The organism is Sphingomonas fuzhouensis (assembly GCF_034659795.1).
Lineage (GTDB): Bacteria > Pseudomonadota > Alphaproteobacteria > Sphingomonadales > Sphingomonadaceae > Sphingomonas > Sphingomonas fuzhouensis.
The window spans coordinates 11,870-30,699 of the sequence record NZ_JAXSQY010000003.1; the positions used below are offsets into that span (position 1 = coordinate 11,870).

The window sequence follows — 18,830 nt, forward strand, 5'->3', positions numbered from 1 at the left end:
GAACATGCTCATGGCCATCGGCTATTTCATCAACCAATATCCGAAGGTCAGCCACAGCTTCGTCCGCCGCGAAATCCTGGCGCTGGAGGCGCAGGGGGCGACCGTCCATCGCTGGGCCTTGCGCGGTTGGGATGCCGATCTGGTCGACCCGATCGATCTGGCCGAACGCGACCGCACCCGCTTCCTGCTGCGCGGCGGGATCATGCCACTGCTGGTCGCCGGGATCGCGATGCTGGTGCGCCATCCCGGTCGCTGGTTCGCCGCGCTGCGCCTGACCGCCGCGATGTGCCGCAAGACCGACCGTTCGATCCCGCTTCATCTCGTCAGTTTTCTGGAAGGCGCCAAGCTGGCCCAGGAGATGATGGCGGCGGGCGTCCGGCATCTTCACGCCCATTTCGGCACCAACGCCGCCGAGATCGCCATGCTGGGCGCGGCGATGGCGGGAATCGGCTATAGCTTCACGGTCCATGGTCCCGACGAGTTCGACCGGCCGCTATCGACCAAGCTGGGGCTGAAGATCGCGCAGGCGACCCATGTCGTGGCGATCACCGATTTCTGCGCCAGCCAGCTCTATCGCTGGGCCGCGCTGGAGGATTGGGCCAAGGTGAAGGTCGTCCGCTGCGGCCTGCTGCCCGACTTTCTCGACGCTCCGCTGACGCCGCCTGCCGAGAATGCGCATTTCGTCTGCATCGGCCGGTTGAGCGGACAAAAGGGCCAGTTGCTGCTGATCGAAGCGCTGGCACTGGCACGGCGGCAAGGGGTGCCCGCCACGCTGACCCTGGTCGGCGACGGCGAAATGCGCGGCGATGTCGAGGCGGCGATCACCCGCCACGGCATGCGCGCCCATGTCACGATCACCGGCTGGGCCGACGAACGCCAGGTCCGCGCCGAGCTCGACCAGGCCCGCGCCATGGTGATGGCGAGCTTTGCCGAAGGCCTGCCGATCGTCGTGATGGAGGCGCTGGCGCTCGGCCGTCCGGTGCTCGCTACCAATGTCGCGGCGATGGCCGACCTCGTCCGCAATGGCGAGACGGGCTGGCTCTACACCCCCGGTTCGGCCGAGGCGATCGCCCAGGCGATGCGCGAATGCGCCGCCACGGATCGCGGGACGCTGGCCGCGATGGGCCGGACCGGCCGCGCGCTGGTTGCCGAACGTCATGATCAGATGCGCGAGGCTGCCAAGCTGAGTCGACTCCTGTCCGACCCGGTCTTGGCCTGAACGGCTTGAGAACAGGCGACCTCTGTCCGAAATCGGGACGCACCCTCGGTAAGCTGCGCCTGCATGGCATCATACGGATCGTTGTTAGCATATGCAGCACGGCGTATGAACGGGACGCCGATTTTAGGGGGCGTTCGCATGCGTAGTCTTTGGTTGTGTCTTTCTTTGCTGGTCGCATCGACACCCGTCGCTGCGCAGCAGGGCGTGCCGCCAAAGGCCGAGGCGCCCGCCCCGGCCACGCCCGCCTCGACCACGACGGCTCCGGCGACGCCCGCCGCACCGCTGGTCGATTACAAGCTGGGCGTCGCCGACAAGGTCCGCATCATCGTCTTCAACGAGGACACGCTTTCGGGCGAGTTCACGGTCAGCGACTCCGGCACGCTGTCGCTGCCGCTGATCGGCGACGTCAAGGCGATCGGGCGGACCCCGCGCGAGGTGATCCACGACATCGAGGCAAAGCTCGCCGACGGCTATCTGCGCCAGCCGCGGGTCAGCATGGACGTGCTGACCTATCGCCCCTTCTACATCCTGGGCGAGGTCACCAAGCCGGGCGAATATCCCTATTCGAGCGGCCTGTCGGCGCTGAACGCGGTCGCGCGCGCCGAAGGCTTTACCTACCGCGCCAACAAGCGGAAGGTCTTCATCAAGCGCTTCGGCGAGGCCGCCGAGAAGGAATATAAGCTGGACTCGGGCGTCATGGTCTATCCGGGCGATACGGTGCGGGTCGGCGAACGGTATTTTTGATCGCTCCAGGGGACGGGGCAACAGGGGAAGCAACATGTCGAATATCGCACACACGACGCTGGGGGCCATGACCGCCATGGCGCTGGGCGTCGCCGCCCCGGCCCTGGCCGCCACGCAGACCCAGACGCCCGCCGCGCCTGCCACCGCCACCAGCGAGCCCGATCCGGCCGCGGTGCAGCGGGTCGCCGACGCGATCACCGCCGCCATCGCCAATCTGCCCGCCACCGCCACCGAACAGGATGTCGAGGCGGCGATCAGCTTCGCGGTCGATCAGCAGGGGCAGAGCGCCGCCGTCAAGGAGGCCGCCCTCGCCTATGTCGCCAAGCAGCCGGGCAGCCAGAGCCGCAAGGTCAAGGCCGCGCTGAACGCCGTCGCCGCTGCGGTTCGCCGCGGCCAGGCGGGCACCGGCGGTACTGGCGGCGCGGGCACGACCGCCGCGACGCTGGGTGCCGGTCCGACGATCGGCGGCGGTGGCGTCGGCGTGAACTACACCACGCAAAACTAAAAAGTTCGGGATCGGTCCGGGGGGCCGACCCAAATATATGGGGGCATCAATGTTTCGCTTCTGGACGACGGGCGCGGCTGTCTGCGCGCTGACGGTTTCGGCTGCCGCCGAAGCGCAGGTTTCCAACGCCATCGACACGGTCGTTCCGATCGCCTTCGATCGCGGCCGCAACGAGAGCGTCACCGAGCGCGCGCGTCCCGAAACCAACCCGGTCGGTTTCAAGCTCTCCGGCTTCACCCTGTTGCCGACGCTCGACACCCAGGTCGGCTATACCGACAACGTCTATCAGACGACGTCGAACAAGACCGACGACGTGTTCCTGCGGGTCGCCCCCCGCCTGCTCGCCCGGTCCGACTGGTCGCGCCACAGCCTGCAGCTGACCGGCGGCGGCGACTTTTATCGCTATGCCGAGGCGAGCCCGCGCAACCAGAATGGCTGGTCGATCGGATCGGTCGGCCGTTTCGACGCGACCAGCGACGTCGCGCTGACCCTGGCGCTCGACACCGCGCGTCGGTTCGAATCGCAATTCTCGGGCGCCGCGCTGGTCAATGTGCGCAGCGTCACCCCCTATCAGCAGAGCCAGGCCCGGCTGATGGCCGATGCACGCTTCGCCCGTGTCCGGGTCGTGGGCAGCGCGGATTATGCCAAGTACAACTTCATGCCGGTCCGCACCCTGACCGGTTTCCTGATCTCGCAGGACAATCGTGACCGCGAGGTGGCGCGCGGCGCGCTGCAACTGGAATATGGCCTGACGCCCGATACGGGTCTGTTCGGCCAGTTGACCTATACCGGCACCAGCTATGACCAGCCGCTGACGCCCACGATCGCCAACCGCGATTCGCGCGAAATCCGCGCGCTGGCGGGCGTGTCGCTGGACCTGACCGCGCTGCTGCGCGGATCGGCGGGCATCGGTTATATCGACCGTCGCTTCACCGCGCCGATCTATCAGAATATCGGCGGCCTGTCGTTCGACGCGAAGCTGGAATATTTCCCCTCGGCGCTGACCACCGTCACCTTCAACGCCTTCCGCGACATTCAGGATTCGACCTTCGGCGGCAGCGGCTTCTTCAACACCGGCGCGGCGTTGCGGTTCGATCACGAACTGCTGCGCAACCTGCTGCTCAACTACGCCGTCTCCTATGCCGAGAACGACTTTATCGGCGTCGTCGGCAAGGCGCGGGTCAAGCAGGTGACCGGCGGAGCGACCTATCTGGCCAGCCGCCTGCTCAGCGGCAACCTCAGCCTGGGCTATTCGCAGCGCAGCAGCGAGAATGTCGGGCTGAACGGCCCGGCGCTTTCCGAATTCCGGGCGCTCGCGGGCGTCACCATCCACCCATAAGGCACGACCATCATGCTTACCGAACGATTGGGCGATCCCAACGCCGATATGGCGCCGCCGCCCACCGGACCCGGCGTGGTCCGTGCCCTGTGGAGTGCGACGATCGGCATGTTCCGCCGTCGCTGGCGCACCTTTGCCGTCATCGCGATCGTCACCTTCACCGTGGCGACCGCGCTGGTCCTGATGATGCCCTGGAAATATCAGGCGGTGGCGCGGGTGAAGATCGATCCCTCGCCCAATGCCGCGCTGGGGCAGATGAGCGGTGAGCGGCCTGACCAGAATATCTTCGACACCGAAGTCAACGTCATGCGCTCGCGCAACATCGCGGCGGCGGTGATCGACAAGCTCAAGCTGGGCAGCGACCCGGCCTTCACCAAGGGGCTGAAGCCCCTGCCCGCCAACGCCACGCCCGCCGAGCGGACCAAGCGGGAAAATGAGCTGGCCGATCGCCTGCTGGGTCGCCTCGACACCGCGCGCGACAAGATGACCTATATCGTCAATGTCGGCTATACCGCGAGCGATCCGCGTCTGGCCGCCGATGTCGCCAACGCCTTTGCCAATGAATATATCGCCTATAGCGTCGGCAAGCGCAGCGGCACCGCCTCGCGCGAGACCAGCTATCTCGACCAGCGGCTGGCCGAGTTGAACCAGCAGGCCTCGCAGGCGGACGCGCAACTGGCGCAGTACCGGGCGCAGTCGGGCATCGTGAACGACGGCGATGCGACCGTCACCGGTCAGCAGATCACCCCGCTCGCCACCCAGCTCGCCACCGCCGAGTCCGAAGCGGCGGCGGCCCAGGCGCGGCTGCGCGTCGCGCGGACCCAGATCGCGTCGGGCGGGATCGACGCGGTGTCGGCGGTGCTCAACTCGAACGTGATCGCCGACCTGCGCGGCCAGCGGGCCCAGCTGATCCAGCGCCAGGGCGAAGTCGTCGCCCGCTATGGTCCGCGCCACCCGGAGAATATCAAGGTCAACGAACAGCTGACCGCGCTCGACGCGCAGATCAAGGACGAGGCCAATCGCATCGTCGGCGGCCTGCAGAGCGAGGCCAATGCCGCCGAAGCACGCGCCGCCAGCCTGCGCGGCGAGATGGCCCGGCTGCGCGCGCAACAGTCGCGCGACACCCGCGCCACCGGTGCCGCCGAAAGCTACAAGCGCAAGGCCGATGCCGCCCATGCCGCGCTCAACAGCCTGAACGAACAGGCGCAGCAGGTCAGCCAGGTGTCGCGCAGCTCGATGAGCCAGGCGCAGGTCATCGAAAGCGCGGTGCCGCCCGAGGCGCCGACCTCGCCCAATCGCCGCCTGTTGCTGGCGCTGGCCGGGCTGGGCGCGCTGGTGCTGGGCAGCCTGGGCGTGGTGACGCGCGAGGTGCTGGCGACCGGACTCTATTCGATCCGCGATATCGAGGCGCTGGGCCTGCCCGTGCTCGCCAGCGTGCCGCGCATCGCCACCAGCAAGCTCCGCAATGCGGCGGGCGAACGCTGCTCGGCCCCCGCGCTGCTGCTCGAAAAGCCGATGAGCTCCTATGCGGAGACGCTGCGCGTCCTGCGCCATTCGCTGCCCAAGACGGCCAAGGTCTGCGCGCTGGTGTCCAGCCTGCCCGACGAAGGCAAGACGAGCAGTGCGCTGGCGCTGGCGCGGATCTGTGCGCTGGCGGGTGAGAAGGTGCTGCTGATCGATACCGACCTGCGTCGTGCGGGACTGCGCGAGGCCGCGGCGATCGAACCGCTGGTCGGGCTGGTCGAGGTGCTGACCCAGAATCTGCCGGTCGACCAGGCGCTGCTCGCGGACAAGCAGCCGGGTCTCGACCTGCTGCCGGTGGCGGACACCGCCTTCCGCGCCGAAGACCTGTTCAGCGGCGATGCGATGCGGGATCTGCTGGCCATGCTGGCGGCGCGGTACGACCGGATCGTGCTGGACACCGCACCGCTGCTGGGCGTGGCGGACAGCCGGACGATCGCGGCGCTTGCCGATGCGGTCGTGATGGTCATCAAATGGGGCGACACCCCGGTCAATGCGGTGAAGACCGCGCTGGCGGGCCTGCAACAGGATGGCGCCCCGGTGGCGGGTGCCTTGTTCTCGATGGTCGAGTCAGGTGAGGAAGCCTATGGCGCGCTCTATTACTCGTCCAAATATCATGCCTATTACCGCTCGGAATGAGCGAATGTCGGTCGCCACCAGGGTCGTCAACGCGCTCGCGTTGGCGGCCCTGGGTGGCGCGCTGATCTATACGGTCGCGGTGTTGCGCGACGAGACGCGCGTCGTGGCGATGCGCGACGCCTCTGTGCGGCAGGCGGCGGGACTGGCGACCTCCAACGATCTACAGGCCCTGGCGCCCGCCGCCCCGTCCGCCGATCGCCTGCCCGCGCGAGCGGCGCTGCTGCGCGGGGTGATGCGGGCCCGCGCCGCGGCCAATGATCCCGCCCATGCCCCGCAATTGCTGGCCGAGGCGCGGCGCGACATCGCGCAGGCCCAGGCGACGCGGCCCGTCTGGGGCGAGGCCGAGGTGGCGCGCGCCTATGTCGAACTGCTCGATCACGGCGCGGAATCACCGCAGGCCCTGTCGGCGCTGGCCGCCAGCTACCGCGCGGCACCGTTCCTGCGGGACAGTGCACCGTGGCGGATACGGTTCGGCGTCGCCGTCTGGCCGAAGCTCGATGCGCAGACCCGCGACCGGCTGGTGTCGGAAACCGCCTGGCTGGCGGGGGCGTCGGGCCGAACCTATGCCTATGCGCTGGGGCTGGTCGCGGGTTCGCCCGCCGAGCCATTGGTGAGAGGCCGCATCCCCTCATAATCGACCCGCGCCTCGGTCACGAAGCGCGAGGCACGCCCCCATATCAGTCCGGCCAGCATCGCCGACATGGCGGCCAGTGCGGGCATGTCGAGCGCGATGTCGGTGCTGGCGCAGACCAGGATGAGCCCCAGCGCCACGACCGTCGCCACCACCACCGGCTCACGCATCCGGTGCGCCCGGCGGAAGAACGGGAAGAGCAGCGCCACGACCAGCGCGACCATCATCGCCAGATAGGGATAGCCCCCGGTCATCAGCAGCGACAGGATGACATTGTGCGCCGAATGGACATACCAGGCGACATGCGCCTCATGGATCGAGGCGAAGCCGTGCAGCGCCGCATCGTCGAACCCACCCGGACCATAGCCGAGCGGCGCCTGCGCGACGAGGCGGCCGTAAAGCGCCCACATATCGGTCCGCCCGGTCCAATCCTCGCCGAGCAGCGCCAGCCGATCGAGCGTCGCCTCGCCCAGCAATAGGAACACCAGCAGCAACAGCACGATCACGCCGACGCCGACCGCCAGCGCGCGGACATTCCCGCGCTGCTGGCGCATCCATTGCGGCCCGAACTGCGCCGCCAAGAGGATCAGGGCGACGAGCGCGGCGAACAGGGCGGTGCGCGACCCGGTGATCGCACAGGCCCCGAGCCCGCCCAGAAAGGCGATCGGTGTCGCCACCTGCGCCAGAAAAGGCGCCGATACCGAGCGGTCGAGCGCCAGCGCAAAGCCGCGCCCCATCGCCAGCACCGCCAGCACCGCGAAATAGCAGCCCGCCGCATTGGCGTTCAGAAAGGTGCCGGTGAAACGGTCGCGCAAATCGCCCTTGTCGATACCCCAGACCGCGTCGGGATTATAATGGCGCAACACCAGCGCCAGCGCGATGTTGAGGAGGCCCCAGACCAGCCACCGATCGATCGTCAGGCGAACCCCGCCGCGCCGCCACCCGATCGCGGCGGCCGATGTCATGACCGCGATGCCCCCCAGAAAGCGCACGCTCGCCTGGGGCAGCAGGTCGGGCGCGCTCCAGTGTCGCCCGAACGGATCGACCGCGAACCAGGTCGGACTGGCGATCCAGGCCCAGGCCAGGATCGCCAGCAACAACGGCACGGCAAAGCTCCGCCAGAAGGATAGAGCGGGACGCAGCAGCAACAGGATCAGCGCACCGCCGATCAACTCGGCCATGGCGGCGATCGTCGCCAGTAACGGCCCGTCGACCCCGACCGCCACCACTTCGCCGAACAACAAGGCGGTCAGCAGCGACGCGGCAAGGCCGACCTTCCTGTCCGCTGCGGTCATCCCCTCACAATCCTCTCATCCATGGCCAAGCCGGTCGTCACTTACGGATTTTCCAGATCCTCGACCGTGACGACATCGATAACCGCTCGATTCGCATCGAGATAGGCCAGCAACTGGTCGAAACCCGATTGCCAGTTCGACATCGCCCCCGACAAGCCGTCGTGGAACACGATAAAGCCGACGCCCTTCTGGGCGATGGCCCGATCGACATGGTTTTTCCAATAGGTCGAATAGATGGACGGACTATTACCCCATTGGAATTCGCCCGCTCCCATGGCGCGAATCCGCATCGGATCGCCCCAGGGATAGGTCTCCACCTGCGCGAACTCCCCGAAATAATAGCCGCGCATCGACCGGAAATGCTGGCGGAACATCGGATAGGCGATGGCGTCCGTCGCCCCGACATTGCTGAAATAGCTGCCATGCCCGCCCCCGGTCAGGCCCAATGCATTCTGCCAGTTACGCAGCTTGGCCATCTCCGCCGTGCGCTGGTCGGCGGTCATCATGTCGATGCCGCCTGCCCCGTTCGCCATCTCGGTCGACCAGGCCTGGCTGGCGATCTGCCACCCCAGATTGTCGTGCAGATTCTTGATCGTGGCGGTGGCCAGCTTGCCCGATTTGCCGGTGTCGGTCGCCGGTGACACGTACAGCACCCCCCGAAAGCCGTAGCGCGCCAGCGCCCGCGACGCATAGGCGATCGTCGCGGGGAACTGATCGTCGAAGCCGATGATCATCTTCGCCTTGGTCAGGGCGTTGGCGACGAGCTCGATATTGCCGACCGCGATCGTCATCGGCGAACTGCTATTGGCCTGCACCTCGACCAGGGCCCAGGTCAGCGCCGCGCTATTGGCGCCGGACCCGACCGCCGTAAACGCGCTCACGGGCACGGTGAAACTGCCCCAGCGCTGCTCCCCCGTCTTCTGCCCCTCTCGGATCAGGGTGGCGGCATTATATTCCAGGTAATTGCCGCCCGGACTGTTCGGCCCGCCCTCGGAATACAGGCGGATCTTGTAGCTGCTGAGCCGCGCATCGACATTGGTGATCGGCTTCGTCCAGAAGCGGATCAGCTGTCCGGCACCATTGACCGGCGTTGCCAGCGTGGCGTTGGGACGTAACTGGCGCGCGTTGAACGAGGTCATCGCCACGGTCAGCCGGGTGTCGCCGTATAGCGGATCGCTCGCCACGTCGCTCGCCTCGGGCGGCGCGGAGATCAGCCGGGCGGTCTGGTCCAGCGAGGCGAGGACCGCGATCGGCGCGGCGATCCGATAACGCTGATGGATGCGCCCGCCGACCAGCGGCGCCTTGTCGCTGTCGATGGGCTGCTGCGCCCAATCGGGGCTGGCCAGCGCGGTGGCGGGCGAGGCGCCGGGCCCGCCCGTCAGCGCCTGCGCCGCCACCGGCGATGCCGACAGCGGCAGGGTCGCCGCCGCGACCAGGCCAACGAACAGCCGCCGCATCATGCGGGCACCCGTGCGAGCTGGACGCCGCAGCCGGTCGTCCCCGACAACTGGACATCGACCACCGTCCCTGCGCCGAGATACAGGCTGGTCCCGCCGCCCGAATCCCCCGCCGAACGACTGACCAGCGGCAGCATCGCGCTGCCGTCCGCCGCCTGATAGCGCAGGACGACCGTGCCATAGCCGCTGCACATCTGGTTCAGGATATAGAGCCCGCCCAATGCGGCGACGGGCGCAGCCGCGACATTGTTGCTGGCCAGGATCAGCCGTTCCGCCTTGGACGCGACCGGCATCGGCGCATCGCCCGAAATCGCGGTGCAGCGGCCATCGGCCTGCACCACGCACGGCGCGGTCAGCGGCGCATAGCCCGCCGGGGCCGCCACCTGCTGTGCCGCCACCGGCATGGCCCCCATCACGATCAACGCCACGCCCCCCTTGACGAAGCCGCCTTGTATGATTCCTCTCATCACTTGCCCTCCCTGCATCAGGAAGTTCCGCATATGTTCCACATTATCGCCTGTAGGACAGCGAAATTTGCAGACACCGCCGCCGCTCGCGATCAGCGCGTAAGGGGCGGCGTGGCGGGGACTTCCGCGCGGGGGGCGGTGCCGGGCAGGCATTGTTCGGACTTGTCACGCGGGGCCTTGGTGCAATCCCACAAGGCCTTCTGCTCCTCGCCATGCCGCGACCAGACGAAGACGACGCCTGCCGGACGCGCCTCGGTCACCGCGACGGGCACACGCCGCGCCGAATCCCAGCCATAGACCAGGCAGGTCTGGCGCTTGCCACAGGCCTGGACCGCCTTGATCGCATAGCTGCCCGGATAATCATCGGGGCTGAGCAGCAGATAATAGATGCCGCGCCACTCGTCCGATCGCACGACTCCACCGCTGGCGGGCAGGGCTGCGGTCGGCGCGCCATCGGTCGCGCCGGTGGGGGTCGTGGCGGCCGGATCGGCGGCGGTCGTCGCGGCCCCCTCCCCGCCGGGCATGGTCGCCGACAGGAAGGCGGCGAGCGCACCGGGTCGCTCGCCGGGCGCCGGACTGGCGCGCAACAGGCTGGCCGCGCCCGCCGGTCCCCGCCAGCGGAAGAAGAGATGGGTGTGAAAAGCCAGCACCTTGTCCATCGCGCCGCTCCAGCGGGGCACGACATAATCGGCGTGATAATGGGTCGCGCTACCCACCGCGCGGAAGACGCCGCCGCCCAGTGCCCAGCGTGCGGTGGCCTGGGCCAGGGTCAGCGCCGCGGGTGACGGGACCCGGCGGCGCAGCGATCCGTCGCACATGAAGCTGAACTGGCATCCCGTGCTGCGCTCGGCCCCCTGGGTCACGACGCCGCAGACGGTCTTGGGAAAGGCGGGATGGCGGACGCGGTTGAGCACGACCTGCGCCACCGCCGCCTGCCCCATCGGATCGCTGCCCGCTTCGTAATAGACGGCGGCGGCCAGGCAGGCCTCGGCCGCCTGGCGGTCGGGCGTCGCCTCGTCCAGGCGGAAAGGACGGGCCGCCGGATTGGCCCCGCGCGCGAACGGCGTCAGCGCGTTGATCCGCCGCGCGATATCAGGCGGCAGGTCGAGATTGGCGACCGGGGCGACGGTCGGGATGCCGGTGACGACGGGCAGCGCATTGACCTGCCGGGCGACCTGCGCGGCATAGCCCGCCGGATCGGACGCCAGGCGCGCGCGGTGATAGGGATCGCCCTGCCACGGCGACCAGCCCAGCCAGGCAAGGCCCCCGATGACGGCGCAGAACAGCAGGCCCAGCCCCAGCAACAGGTCGCCGCGCCGGTCCTCCCATAACAGGCGCAGCATGCCCGGCCCGGCGGGCGTCTCAATAGGCATTGCGGTGGACGATGACCCTGACCGTCGACAACAGGATCATGATGTCGCGCCACAGGCTCCAGTTGTTGAGATATTCCAGATCGGCCTGAAGACGGCTGACCAGATCCTCGCGGCTGTGGGTCGCGCCGCGAAAGCCGCGTACCTGCGCCAGGCCGGTCAGGCCCGGCTTGCAGGCATGACGGTGGTGGTAGCGGGCATCGACATGCCAGAAGAGCTGATCCCCCGCGAGCGAGCCCAGCGCGTGCGGACGCGGGCCGACCACGCTCATCTCGCCGCGCAGGACGTTCAACAGCTGCGGCAGTTCGTCGACGCTGGTCGCGCGGATGATCCGGCCGATGCGGGTGATGCGATCATCGTCGCGGCTGGCCGAACGCCCGCCCTTGGCGTCGCTGGTCTCCACCTTCATGCTGCGGAACTTGTACATCATGAACAGCCGGTTGCCGTAGCCGACGCGCTGTTGCCGGAAGAAGATCGGGCCCCGGCTGTCCAGCTTGACCGCGATCGCGATCATGACGAGCAGCGGCAACAGAAAGGCCAGCGCGGAGGTCGCCAGCACCAGGTCCACCGCCCGTTTCACGATCCGGTCATAGGGGCCCAGCGGGTCGGTCGACACGAGGATCGTCGACGACCCCGCCACCACCGCATGGCCGACGCTGCCCAGATCATCCAGCTCGGGGATGATGATATCGGCGCGCACGTCGATCCCCTTCAGCGCCATCGCCCAGTCGCGCCGCCGCTCAGCACAGCAAGCGACGGTCAGGTGATCGACATCGGCGAATCGCCGCGCAAACTGGTCGAGCAGATAGGGATTGTTGAAATCGCCGCCGTCGATCTTCTCGATCTGAAGCGCCGACTGGCCCGCCGGAATGTCGATGGTGACCCCGTCGATCAGCAGGACATGGTTGACCGCGCCCCCCTGGAACGCCCGCGACGACAGGGTGACAATCAGCGCGCGCAGCACGACCGCGATCAGTAACGCGAACGCCACGCCATAACCGACCAGCAGGCGCGACGCGTCGCCGATCGCATGCAGCAGGAACCCGAAGAACAGCAGGACCAGCACCGCCTTGCCCAGCGCCACGACCATCGACACGATCGAGCGGCGCCAGTCGTTCAGATAATCGGGTCGCATATTGGCGAGGTCGAAGAAGCAGAAGAACGGCACCAGCCCGAGGATCAGCGTCGCCGCCTCGGGCGAGAAGGGCGTTTCGAACCGCAACAGGCTGGCCAGCGTGATCGCCAGCATGACCGCGAACGCATCGGCGACCAGCATCGCGACATAGAATTGCAGGCGAAGGGCGCGCGTCGTCGTCCGGCGGGCATCGCCCTCCAGCGGTTCTTCTCCGACGCGTGAAAAGCTGACGATCTGCACCGATACCCCCTGACTAGTCGTATACCGAGCGTGGCTTTGCGCCGTCCACGATCAGCCGCAGGGGCCCGAATCCCATTGCGGGGCAGTTGTCGCGGGATTTCGACGAAACGGGGCCGGCATGGGCCGATGCCCCCTGCTTTGCGCGCCAAGCGCGTGGCCAACCCTGGTATCTGCGCCGTTAACCCCGATATTAAGCCTTCCGAAAGCTACGTCGCCTATCACGGCCGGGAAGGGACGATTCATGATCCACCAGCACGAGTTCGATGTCGCCACTGCCACGGACCATGCCGATCTCGCGGCCGAGGACATGGCGGCGGCCGGATTGTCGGATCGCGGACGGCCGGTCGCAGCCAAGACGATCTCGCTGGTCAATCTGGTAACGATCGGTGCGGCGGCCAGCCTGTGCTGGGGCATGATCGCCCTGTGCGTGATGGCACTGCGCTGACCCTAATTCGGGCCCGGCGGGGTCTTTCCGTAAAAAATGGGTTAACAACGCCTAAACCTTTCCGCTGAACTCCCGCGTAAGCGCCGGGGTCGCATTCCTTCCTCCCGAACAGGAGGTAGAGATGCGATATCAAGCAGGCTTGACCATAGCGGCGATCACGGTGGCCTTTGCCGCCGCGAGTCCGGCCAGGGCGCATACCGGCGCATCGCGATTCATTCTTCGCGGCGACGTCATGGCGCCCCCTACGGGCTTTGCCGATATGTGCCGGACCGACGCGACCTTCTGCCGCCAGAGCGTCGATACGCCGCCGCCCGCCCTTGGCGATGGCCGGGGTGCGACCGGTCTGCCCGCCTTCGCCATGACCGTGACGAACATGATCGCGGCGGTCATGCCCAATATCATCACCCGGTTGGAAAAGCCGAGTACGTCCTTCCGCGTCCGCGCCGTGCCGCGTGGGGCCGACCTGTCGGTGGTGCCGAGCCTGCCGATCACGACCTTCGCCGATATGGCCAAGCCGCCTCTGCCTGTATCCTTCGGGGAATCGACGGGGACAGCCGATACCGATCTCGTCGCCCCCCTGCCGTCCTGGAATGCCGAGCCGGTCCTGACCGCTCCGATGCCGCTACTGGTGGCCGAACCGGTATTCGACATCGACCCCACCGTCACGGTCACCGCGCCCGCCGTCCCGCCCGTGCCGGGCACGGACAAGCGGCTCGAATCGGTCAACAAGCTGGTCAACGGCCGAGTCCGGCAGCGCTCCGACATGCAAATCTATGCCACCGCCGAACATTGGGCGCGCAGCGGCATCGGCAACGGCGCACAGGGCGATTGCGAGGATCTGGCGATCGAGAAACGCTATCAGCTGATCGCGCAGGGCTTCGACAGCAAAAGGTTGAGCTTCGCGGTCGTCTATAGCCGCCAGACCAAGCTCCACACCGTGCTGATCGCCCGCACCGACGATGGCGACATGGTGCTGGACAGCGACACGCCCTGGATTCGCCGGGTCGACCAGACCGATTATAGCTGGGTCAGCATCCAGTCGCCCGACAACGGGATGCGCTGGCAAAGCGCGCGGTTGTAGAAGCTATTCGGGATTCAGCGGCGGCGGCGCCACGGCGATGCGCGCGCCGGGGCCGCCGACATGGCGCGGCCCATTGTTGAGGATGCGGACCAGGCGATCGCGAATCGTCCGCCGGTCCGCCATCAGGTGGTCGACCGCCGTCTTGCCGCACCCCTGTTCCAGCGTGGCGAGCGTCATCGTCTTGGACGTCCGGTCGACGACATAGCCGCCAAAGCGTTGATAGGCGCGCGCCAGCACCTTGCCCTCGCGGGTCAGGGGCAGTGCCTCGACATCGACATCGGCGGGGATGGCGAGCAGCGCCCCCATCGGCACCAGCCCGGCATAGCCGTTGCGGCCATTGCTGTCGGTAAAGCTGGCGGGCCAGACCTTTTGCTTGAACATGGTGCCGCCCTTGCGCAGCTGATCGTTGGACAGCAGCACCGCCAGCGCATGGGGAATATCGCCGTTCGCCAGTTCGCGGCAGCGGATCAGCCCCCCGGCCAGCGAGCCGCCAAAGGCGCGAATCCCCTGCGACTGGCCGTCGACCGCCGAAATGCCCGATCCGCGCAGGTCGGTGCGGACCAGATAGGCGGCGTGATAGCCCTCGCCCCTCGCCTCCCCCAGCCAGACCTCATAGGCATAGCGGTGGCCGGGATCGATCAGGATGGCATGTTTGTCGGTGCCGCCCAGGAACCGGATATCGGCCGGGGTCGGCAGGTCGACCCACCCTTTCTGCATCGGTGGCCCCCCGCGCCACGGCGCACCGGCCGCCCGCACGTCATAGGACCAGCGCCGTATCGGGTCCGACGCACGCGCCTGATACAGGCCGATCGCGTCCCAGCCGATCCAGGGATAGGAGCCCGCCCGACCGCCCGCATCGTCGGTGTGGAGCAGGCGGCTCTCGGGCGAGTCCGGCCCGTCATAGATCGCCCCGCGCCCGATTGGCGTGTTCCAGACGCTGTCGGCCGAGAAAGGCTGTTCTCCCGGATCGCGGTGTTGCCCGGCCTCGGCCATGCCCCCGCTCCCCCCGGCAAAACCCAGCGTCAAGGCCATGATGAACGGAAAATGACGGAAAATTCGCCAATCGTCATACTTGGCTGTGCGACTATGGATCATCGGGACTCCAGTCCATGCTCGTCACCGAACAGGGCTTCCCCCATACCAGCCCTATTCAGGGGAAGAGACGGGGGTTTCATGTCAGCCAGGATATCGGTCGTCATTCCGGCCCGCAATCGCGCCGCGGTGATCGGGCGCGCCATTGCGTGCGCCAACAGCCAAACGGTTCGACCGGTCGAGATCATCGTCGTCGATGACGGGTCCGACGATGACGGCGGGACCATCGCCGCCGCGCTCGCCGCGCAAAGCGATGCCGTTCCGATTCGGATCATCCCGCTCGACACGCGCTCGGGCGCCCCGAATGCGCGCAATATCGGCGCGGCGGCGGCGACCGGCGAATGGATCGCCCTGCTCGATTCGGACGATGGCTGGGACGAGACGAAGCTCGCCTCGCTGATCCCGCTGATCACGGACGATGTCGTCGCGGTCTTCAGCGACACCGTCTTCCTGGACGGTCAGGGCGGCGGCACGCGCAAATTCGGGCCGGACGCGAACGAGCCCAGCGCGCTTCTCTATGAAAATACGCTGGGCGGCTGTTCGGCGGCGATGATCCGCCGCGATGTCTTTCTGGATATCGGCGGCTTCGACATCTCGCTGCCCAGCTGCCAGGATTGGGACATGTGGTTGAAGCTGCAACAGGCCGGGCGGATCGCGCTCTGCCCTGAACCGCTGACCCATTATTATTTCGATGCGGGCGACCGGATTTCGCGCAATCCCACGTCGGTCGTGAAGGGGCATGCGCTGCTCTATCGCCGCATCCTGTCCGACTATGCCCCCGCCGAGCAGGTCGCCGATATCCGGCGGTTCCAGCCCTTCCACCTGGCGCAGACGCTCGCCTATTTCACCGGGGTCCGTCAGGGTACGCTGGGTCCGGCGCTCCGCAACCTGATCCGCCCCCATCCGCGCACGACGCGGCGGTCGGCGCTTCACCTGCTCGCGACGAGTTGGGGGCTGACCCGCGCCTGACCGATCAGGCGCGGCCGCGTCGCAACGGGGTCCGCGCCATCGCCTTTCCGGCCCAGCTTCCGATCATCGCCAGTCCTTCGCGCCCCGGTGCCGACAGGAACTGGACGGGCAGCGCGACCGCATAGGCCGCGATCACCAGGATGGCGAGGTGCGGGACCGGCGACAGGCCGGGCGGCAGCAAGAGCTGCACCCCCGCCGTCGCCCCGGCCGACGCTGCGGTGATGAGATGCAGGCGCGCGATATCCGACATCCTGATCGGCGTGCCGCGCGCGGCCAGCCAGAACAGGATCGGCGTGCGCAGCGCCTCGCCGAAGAAATAGGCCTTGGCCATGCCGATCGCGCCCCAGGGCAGGCCGATCAGGAAGCCGATCACCACCGTCGCCGAGGCGAACAGCCCCCAATGCATCATCAGCCGCGACCGGTTGGTCGACATGAACAGCCAGGGCGCGGATTCATTGACCAGCAGCATCGCCGCGGTGGCCGACAGCCAGCCGAAGATCGGCCCCGTCGCCTGCCACGTGTCGCCGAGCAGGATGCGAACCGCCGCATCCGATCCGACCGATGCCGCCATCACCGCAGGCACCGCGCCGGTGACCATCGCCTGCATGAACATCAGATAGGCACGGCGATACCGCTCCGGCTGTTCGCGCGTCCGCGCCAGCACCGGCAGCAGGGTGCGCGACAGGGGCGTGCTGAAATTCTGAAGCGGCGACAGCATCAGCTTGAACGCGCGGTCGTAAAGTCCCAGCGTCGCCGGGCCCCAGACGCGCGCCAGCAGCACCTTGTCGATGTTGCGCGTCACGAACAGCGCAAAGCCATAGACCGACACGCCGCCGCCGAAGCGCACCATCGGTGCGATCGTCGCCCATTGGAAGGTGAAGCGCGGACGCCACCGCTCGATCACCATGAACGACACCGTATTGACCATGGTCGCCGCGATCGCCCCGGTCAGCAACGCCCAATAGGACCGCATCAGCAAGGCCGCGATCACCGTCGCGGCGAACATCGTGATGCTGCTGACGATATCGACCACGCTTTGCGCATGGAACCGCATCTGGCGGTTGAGCAGCGCGCTGTAGAGCGGATTGGGCGCCGTCGCCAGGATCAGCAGGCCGGAGGCGGCGACCAGCACGCCCGCCTGGGTGCTGTCATAGAACATGCCGACCAGCGGCCCCGCCGCCACCAGCAACACCGCCAGCCCCGTACACAGCGCGATGTTCAGCCAGAACAGCGACGACAACTGCACGTCGGAGACATCGTCCGACTGAACGACCGCATGATCGAAGCCGATATTCTGAAACAACATCGCGAATCCGGTCACCGGCGCCGCCATGGCGTAGATACCGTAATCGGTTGGCGACAAAATGCGCGACGCCACAATGATCGCGCCGACGCTCGATCCCACGCGAAAGAGCTGCGCAATCAACGTCGTAATCGCGCCGCCCATAACCTTGCGGCGATAGCCGTCCTGCTTTTGCACGTTCTTCCCCCGGCTTTGCCGAAATCTGCTCTAGCCTCCGCCCCGCCGCCGCGCCATGGCGCATCCGTGTCAGGGTGAGACAGTTTGCGATGCCGGAGGGGAACGGCCGCGCGCGATCCGAAGGGTGGGAGCAAGTTGGCGCTCATTGATATCATATTGCCCGTCCGCAACGGCGAGGCGTTCATTGCTGCGGCAATCGATTCGCTGCGCATGCAGACCGAGCGCGACTGGCGATTGCTGGTGCTCAACCACGCCTCGACCGATCGGACGGGGGAGATCGTCGATCAGGCCGCCGCACGCGATTCGCGCATCGTCCAGATCCCGTGCGATGCGGCGCTCAGCCTTTCGGATGTCCGCAACCTTGGCCTGGATCGGTCGGATGCGCCGTTGATCGCGCTGCACGATGCCGATGATATCTCGCTGCCCGATCGCCTTGCACAACAGCGCGCCTTTCTTGAGGCCAATCCGGCCCTGGCGCTGGTCGGCGGCCAATATGAGATCGTCGACTCGACGGCGACACGCTCGTTCGGCGTTCGCCGCTTGCCGCACACCGCCGACCGACTGGCCATCGCCAGCCTTTTCAACAATCCCATCGCCCAGCCGACCGTCATGCTCCGCCGATCGGTGCTGGAGGGCCTGGGCGCGCGTTACGACCATGGCTTTCTCCAGGCGCCGGGAATCGTTGCGCCGCAGGTCGGCACGCTCGCCGAGGATTACTGGCTTTTCGCACAGCTCGCGATGAAGGGGCTATGCGCCAACCTGCCCCATACGCTGATCCGCTATCGGCGGCACGAGATGAGCATCGGGGTCAGCAAGTTTCAGGCGCAAATGGCCATATCGGAAGAGATTTCCGACCATCTGATGCGTCTTCTGGCCGCTTGGCACGACGAAGCGTGGCAGACGATACGCCCCTTCTGCAATCACGGTGCGCAGCTTGCGCCGGTGGAGGCACCCGAAACCCTGCCCCGCGCCTGGCGCACGCTGCGCGCGCAACTGCTGCGTATCTTCGGCGACACGCCTGGGGTGCGGCGCGAACTCGCGTTTCGCGATGTCCTGGCGAACCGGACGCTGCCGATCCTGCTGGCACGCTTCGCCCGGTTCCAGATGACTCACCAGGCCGACACCGACGAAATGGCGACGCTGCGCCATATCCTGTCCCAGCAGAAGAAGCGGCTGCTCGGTTAAGGCCGGGTCGGGGCGC

At 67.3% G+C, this 18,830-nt stretch carries 17 protein-coding genes; 10 read left to right on the top strand and 7 right to left on the bottom strand.

All coding sequences use genetic code 11. The annotated features are described in order from the left end of the window. Positions 1 to 10 precede the first annotated feature (10 nt). The 6 genes from U1H82_RS08185 (at position 11) to U1H82_RS08210 (ending at position 6,601) form a co-directional block, all read left to right on the top strand. Positions 11 to 1,219 (top strand): glycosyltransferase family 4 protein, encoded by a 1,209-nt coding sequence (locus tag U1H82_RS08185; protein ID WP_322964444.1) that lies wholly within the window; start codon positions 11 to 13, stop codon positions 1,217 to 1,219. 138 nt (positions 1,220 to 1,357) lie between these two features. Next, the gene (locus U1H82_RS08190; RefSeq protein WP_322964445.1) at positions 1,358 to 1,963 is read left to right on the top strand and encodes a polysaccharide biosynthesis/export family protein; all 606 of its coding nucleotides are present in this window, start codon (positions 1,358 to 1,360) and stop codon (positions 1,961 to 1,963) included. 34 nt (positions 1,964 to 1,997) lie between these two features. Next, the gene (locus tag U1H82_RS08195; protein ID WP_322964446.1) at positions 1,998 to 2,468 is read left to right on the top strand and encodes a hypothetical protein; all 471 of its coding nucleotides are present in this window, start codon (positions 1,998 to 2,000) and stop codon (positions 2,466 to 2,468) included. Positions 2,469 to 2,517: 49 nt separating this feature from the next. Then, a complete protein-coding gene (locus U1H82_RS08200; RefSeq protein WP_322964447.1) occupies positions 2,518 to 3,807 on the top strand; it encodes an outer membrane beta-barrel protein in 1,290 nt (429 codons plus the stop codon). A 12-nt stretch (positions 3,808 to 3,819) separates the two neighbouring features. Beyond that, a complete protein-coding gene (locus tag U1H82_RS08205; RefSeq protein ID WP_322964448.1) occupies positions 3,820 to 5,967 on the top strand; it encodes a GumC family protein in 2,148 nt (715 codons plus the stop codon). Positions 5,968 to 5,971: 4 nt separating this feature from the next. Then, complete coding sequence (locus U1H82_RS08210) at positions 5,972 to 6,601, top strand: hypothetical protein (protein WP_322964449.1); 630 nt, start codon at positions 5,972 to 5,974, stop codon at positions 6,599 to 6,601. On the opposite strand, the gene U1H82_RS08215 is transcribed toward U1H82_RS08210, so the two are convergent. The 5 genes from U1H82_RS08215 to U1H82_RS08235 form a co-directional block, all read right to left on the bottom strand. Then, complete coding sequence (locus tag U1H82_RS08215; RefSeq protein WP_322964450.1) at positions 6,535 to 7,893, bottom strand: O-antigen ligase family protein; 1,359 nt, start codon at positions 7,891 to 7,893, stop codon at positions 6,535 to 6,537. The two genes, U1H82_RS08210 and U1H82_RS08215, sit on opposite strands and share 67 nt — an antisense overlap. A gap of 41 nt (positions 7,894 to 7,934) precedes the next feature. Beyond that, complete coding sequence (locus U1H82_RS08220; protein ID WP_322964451.1) at positions 7,935 to 9,353, bottom strand: polysaccharide deacetylase family protein; 1,419 nt, start codon at positions 9,351 to 9,353, stop codon at positions 7,935 to 7,937. After that, positions 9,350 to 9,817: a hypothetical protein gene (locus tag U1H82_RS08225; RefSeq protein WP_322964452.1), complete on the bottom strand. Its 468-nt coding sequence runs from the start codon at positions 9,815 to 9,817 to the stop codon at positions 9,350 to 9,352. Before U1H82_RS08225 ends, U1H82_RS08220 begins: the two co-directional genes overlap by 4 nt. 92 nt (positions 9,818 to 9,909) lie before the next feature. Further along, a complete protein-coding gene (locus U1H82_RS08230; protein ID WP_322964453.1) occupies positions 9,910 to 11,190 on the bottom strand; it encodes a cell wall hydrolase in 1,281 nt (426 codons plus the stop codon). Then, entirely contained in the window at positions 11,180 to 12,562 is a 1,383-nt protein-coding gene (locus U1H82_RS08235; protein ID WP_322964454.1) for a sugar transferase, read from the bottom strand. Before U1H82_RS08235 ends, U1H82_RS08230 begins: the two co-directional genes overlap by 11 nt. Before the next feature lie 241 nt (positions 12,563 to 12,803). Between U1H82_RS08235 and U1H82_RS08240 the strand changes: the two genes are divergently transcribed. Both U1H82_RS08240 and U1H82_RS08245 read left to right on the top strand, forming a co-directional pair. Further along, complete coding sequence (locus tag U1H82_RS08240) at positions 12,804 to 13,007, top strand: hypothetical protein (protein WP_322964455.1); 204 nt, start codon at positions 12,804 to 12,806, stop codon at positions 13,005 to 13,007. Between the two features lie 121 nt (positions 13,008 to 13,128). Next, positions 13,129 to 14,088, top strand: a complete 960-nt coding sequence (locus U1H82_RS08245) for a transglutaminase-like cysteine peptidase (RefSeq protein ID WP_322964456.1) — start codon at positions 13,129 to 13,131, stop codon at positions 14,086 to 14,088. Between the two features lie 3 nt (positions 14,089 to 14,091). On the opposite strand, the gene U1H82_RS08250 is transcribed toward U1H82_RS08245, so the two are convergent. Beyond that, on the bottom strand, positions 14,092 to 15,183 hold the full coding sequence (locus U1H82_RS08250; RefSeq protein WP_322964457.1) for a hypothetical protein: 1,092 nt from the start codon (positions 15,181 to 15,183) through the stop codon (positions 14,092 to 14,094). A gap of 78 nt (positions 15,184 to 15,261) precedes the next feature. Between U1H82_RS08250 and U1H82_RS08255 the strand changes: the two genes are divergently transcribed. Then, the gene (locus U1H82_RS08255; RefSeq protein WP_322964458.1) at positions 15,262 to 16,149 is read left to right on the top strand and encodes a glycosyltransferase family 2 protein; all 888 of its coding nucleotides are present in this window, start codon (positions 15,262 to 15,264) and stop codon (positions 16,147 to 16,149) included. A gap of 4 nt (positions 16,150 to 16,153) precedes the next feature. On the opposite strand, the gene U1H82_RS08260 is transcribed toward U1H82_RS08255, so the two are convergent. Then, positions 16,154 to 17,629 (bottom strand): lipopolysaccharide biosynthesis protein, encoded by a 1,476-nt coding sequence (locus tag U1H82_RS08260; RefSeq protein WP_322964459.1) that lies wholly within the window; start codon positions 17,627 to 17,629, stop codon positions 16,154 to 16,156. Between the two features lie 135 nt (positions 17,630 to 17,764). Between U1H82_RS08260 and U1H82_RS08265 the strand changes: the two genes are divergently transcribed. Continuing rightward, complete coding sequence (locus U1H82_RS08265; protein WP_322964460.1) at positions 17,765 to 18,814, top strand: glycosyltransferase family 2 protein; 1,050 nt, start codon at positions 17,765 to 17,767, stop codon at positions 18,812 to 18,814. The last annotated feature ends 16 nt before the right edge of the window (positions 18,815 to 18,830 follow it).

What these genes read in the sequence shown, in the direction of transcription:
- U1H82_RS08185 (WP_322964444.1), top strand. Translation starts at nt 11, where the DNA reads ATGGCCATCGGCTATTTCATCAACCAATATCCGAAGGTCAGCCACAGC.
- U1H82_RS08190 (WP_322964445.1), top strand. Translation starts at nt 1,358, where the DNA reads ATGCGTAGTCTTTGGTTGTGTCTTTCTTTGCTGGTCGCATCGACACCC.
- U1H82_RS08195 (WP_322964446.1), top strand. Translation starts at nt 1,998, where the DNA reads ATGTCGAATATCGCACACACGACGCTGGGGGCCATGACCGCCATGGCG.
- U1H82_RS08200 (WP_322964447.1), top strand. Translation starts at nt 2,518, where the DNA reads ATGTTTCGCTTCTGGACGACGGGCGCGGCTGTCTGCGCGCTGACGGTT.
- U1H82_RS08205 (WP_322964448.1), top strand. Translation starts at nt 3,820, where the DNA reads ATGCTTACCGAACGATTGGGCGATCCCAACGCCGATATGGCGCCGCCG.
- U1H82_RS08210 (WP_322964449.1), top strand. Translation starts at nt 5,972, where the DNA reads ATGTCGGTCGCCACCAGGGTCGTCAACGCGCTCGCGTTGGCGGCCCTG.
- U1H82_RS08215 (WP_322964450.1), bottom strand. Translation starts at nt 7,893, where the DNA reads ATGACCGCAGCGGACAGGAAGGTCGGCCTTGCCGCGTCGCTGCTGACC.
- U1H82_RS08220 (WP_322964451.1), bottom strand. Translation starts at nt 9,353, where the DNA reads ATGATGCGGCGGCTGTTCGTTGGCCTGGTCGCGGCGGCGACCCTGCCG.
- U1H82_RS08225 (WP_322964452.1), bottom strand. Translation starts at nt 9,817, where the DNA reads ATGAGAGGAATCATACAAGGCGGCTTCGTCAAGGGGGGCGTGGCGTTG.
- U1H82_RS08230 (WP_322964453.1), bottom strand. Translation starts at nt 11,190, where the DNA reads ATGCCTATTGAGACGCCCGCCGGGCCGGGCATGCTGCGCCTGTTATGG.
- U1H82_RS08240 (WP_322964455.1), top strand. Translation starts at nt 12,804, where the DNA reads ATGATCCACCAGCACGAGTTCGATGTCGCCACTGCCACGGACCATGCC.
- U1H82_RS08245 (WP_322964456.1), top strand. Translation starts at nt 13,129, where the DNA reads ATGCGATATCAAGCAGGCTTGACCATAGCGGCGATCACGGTGGCCTTT.
- U1H82_RS08250 (WP_322964457.1), bottom strand. Translation starts at nt 15,183, where the DNA reads ATGATCCATAGTCGCACAGCCAAGTATGACGATTGGCGAATTTTCCGT.
- U1H82_RS08255 (WP_322964458.1), top strand. Translation starts at nt 15,262, where the DNA reads ATGTCAGCCAGGATATCGGTCGTCATTCCGGCCCGCAATCGCGCCGCG.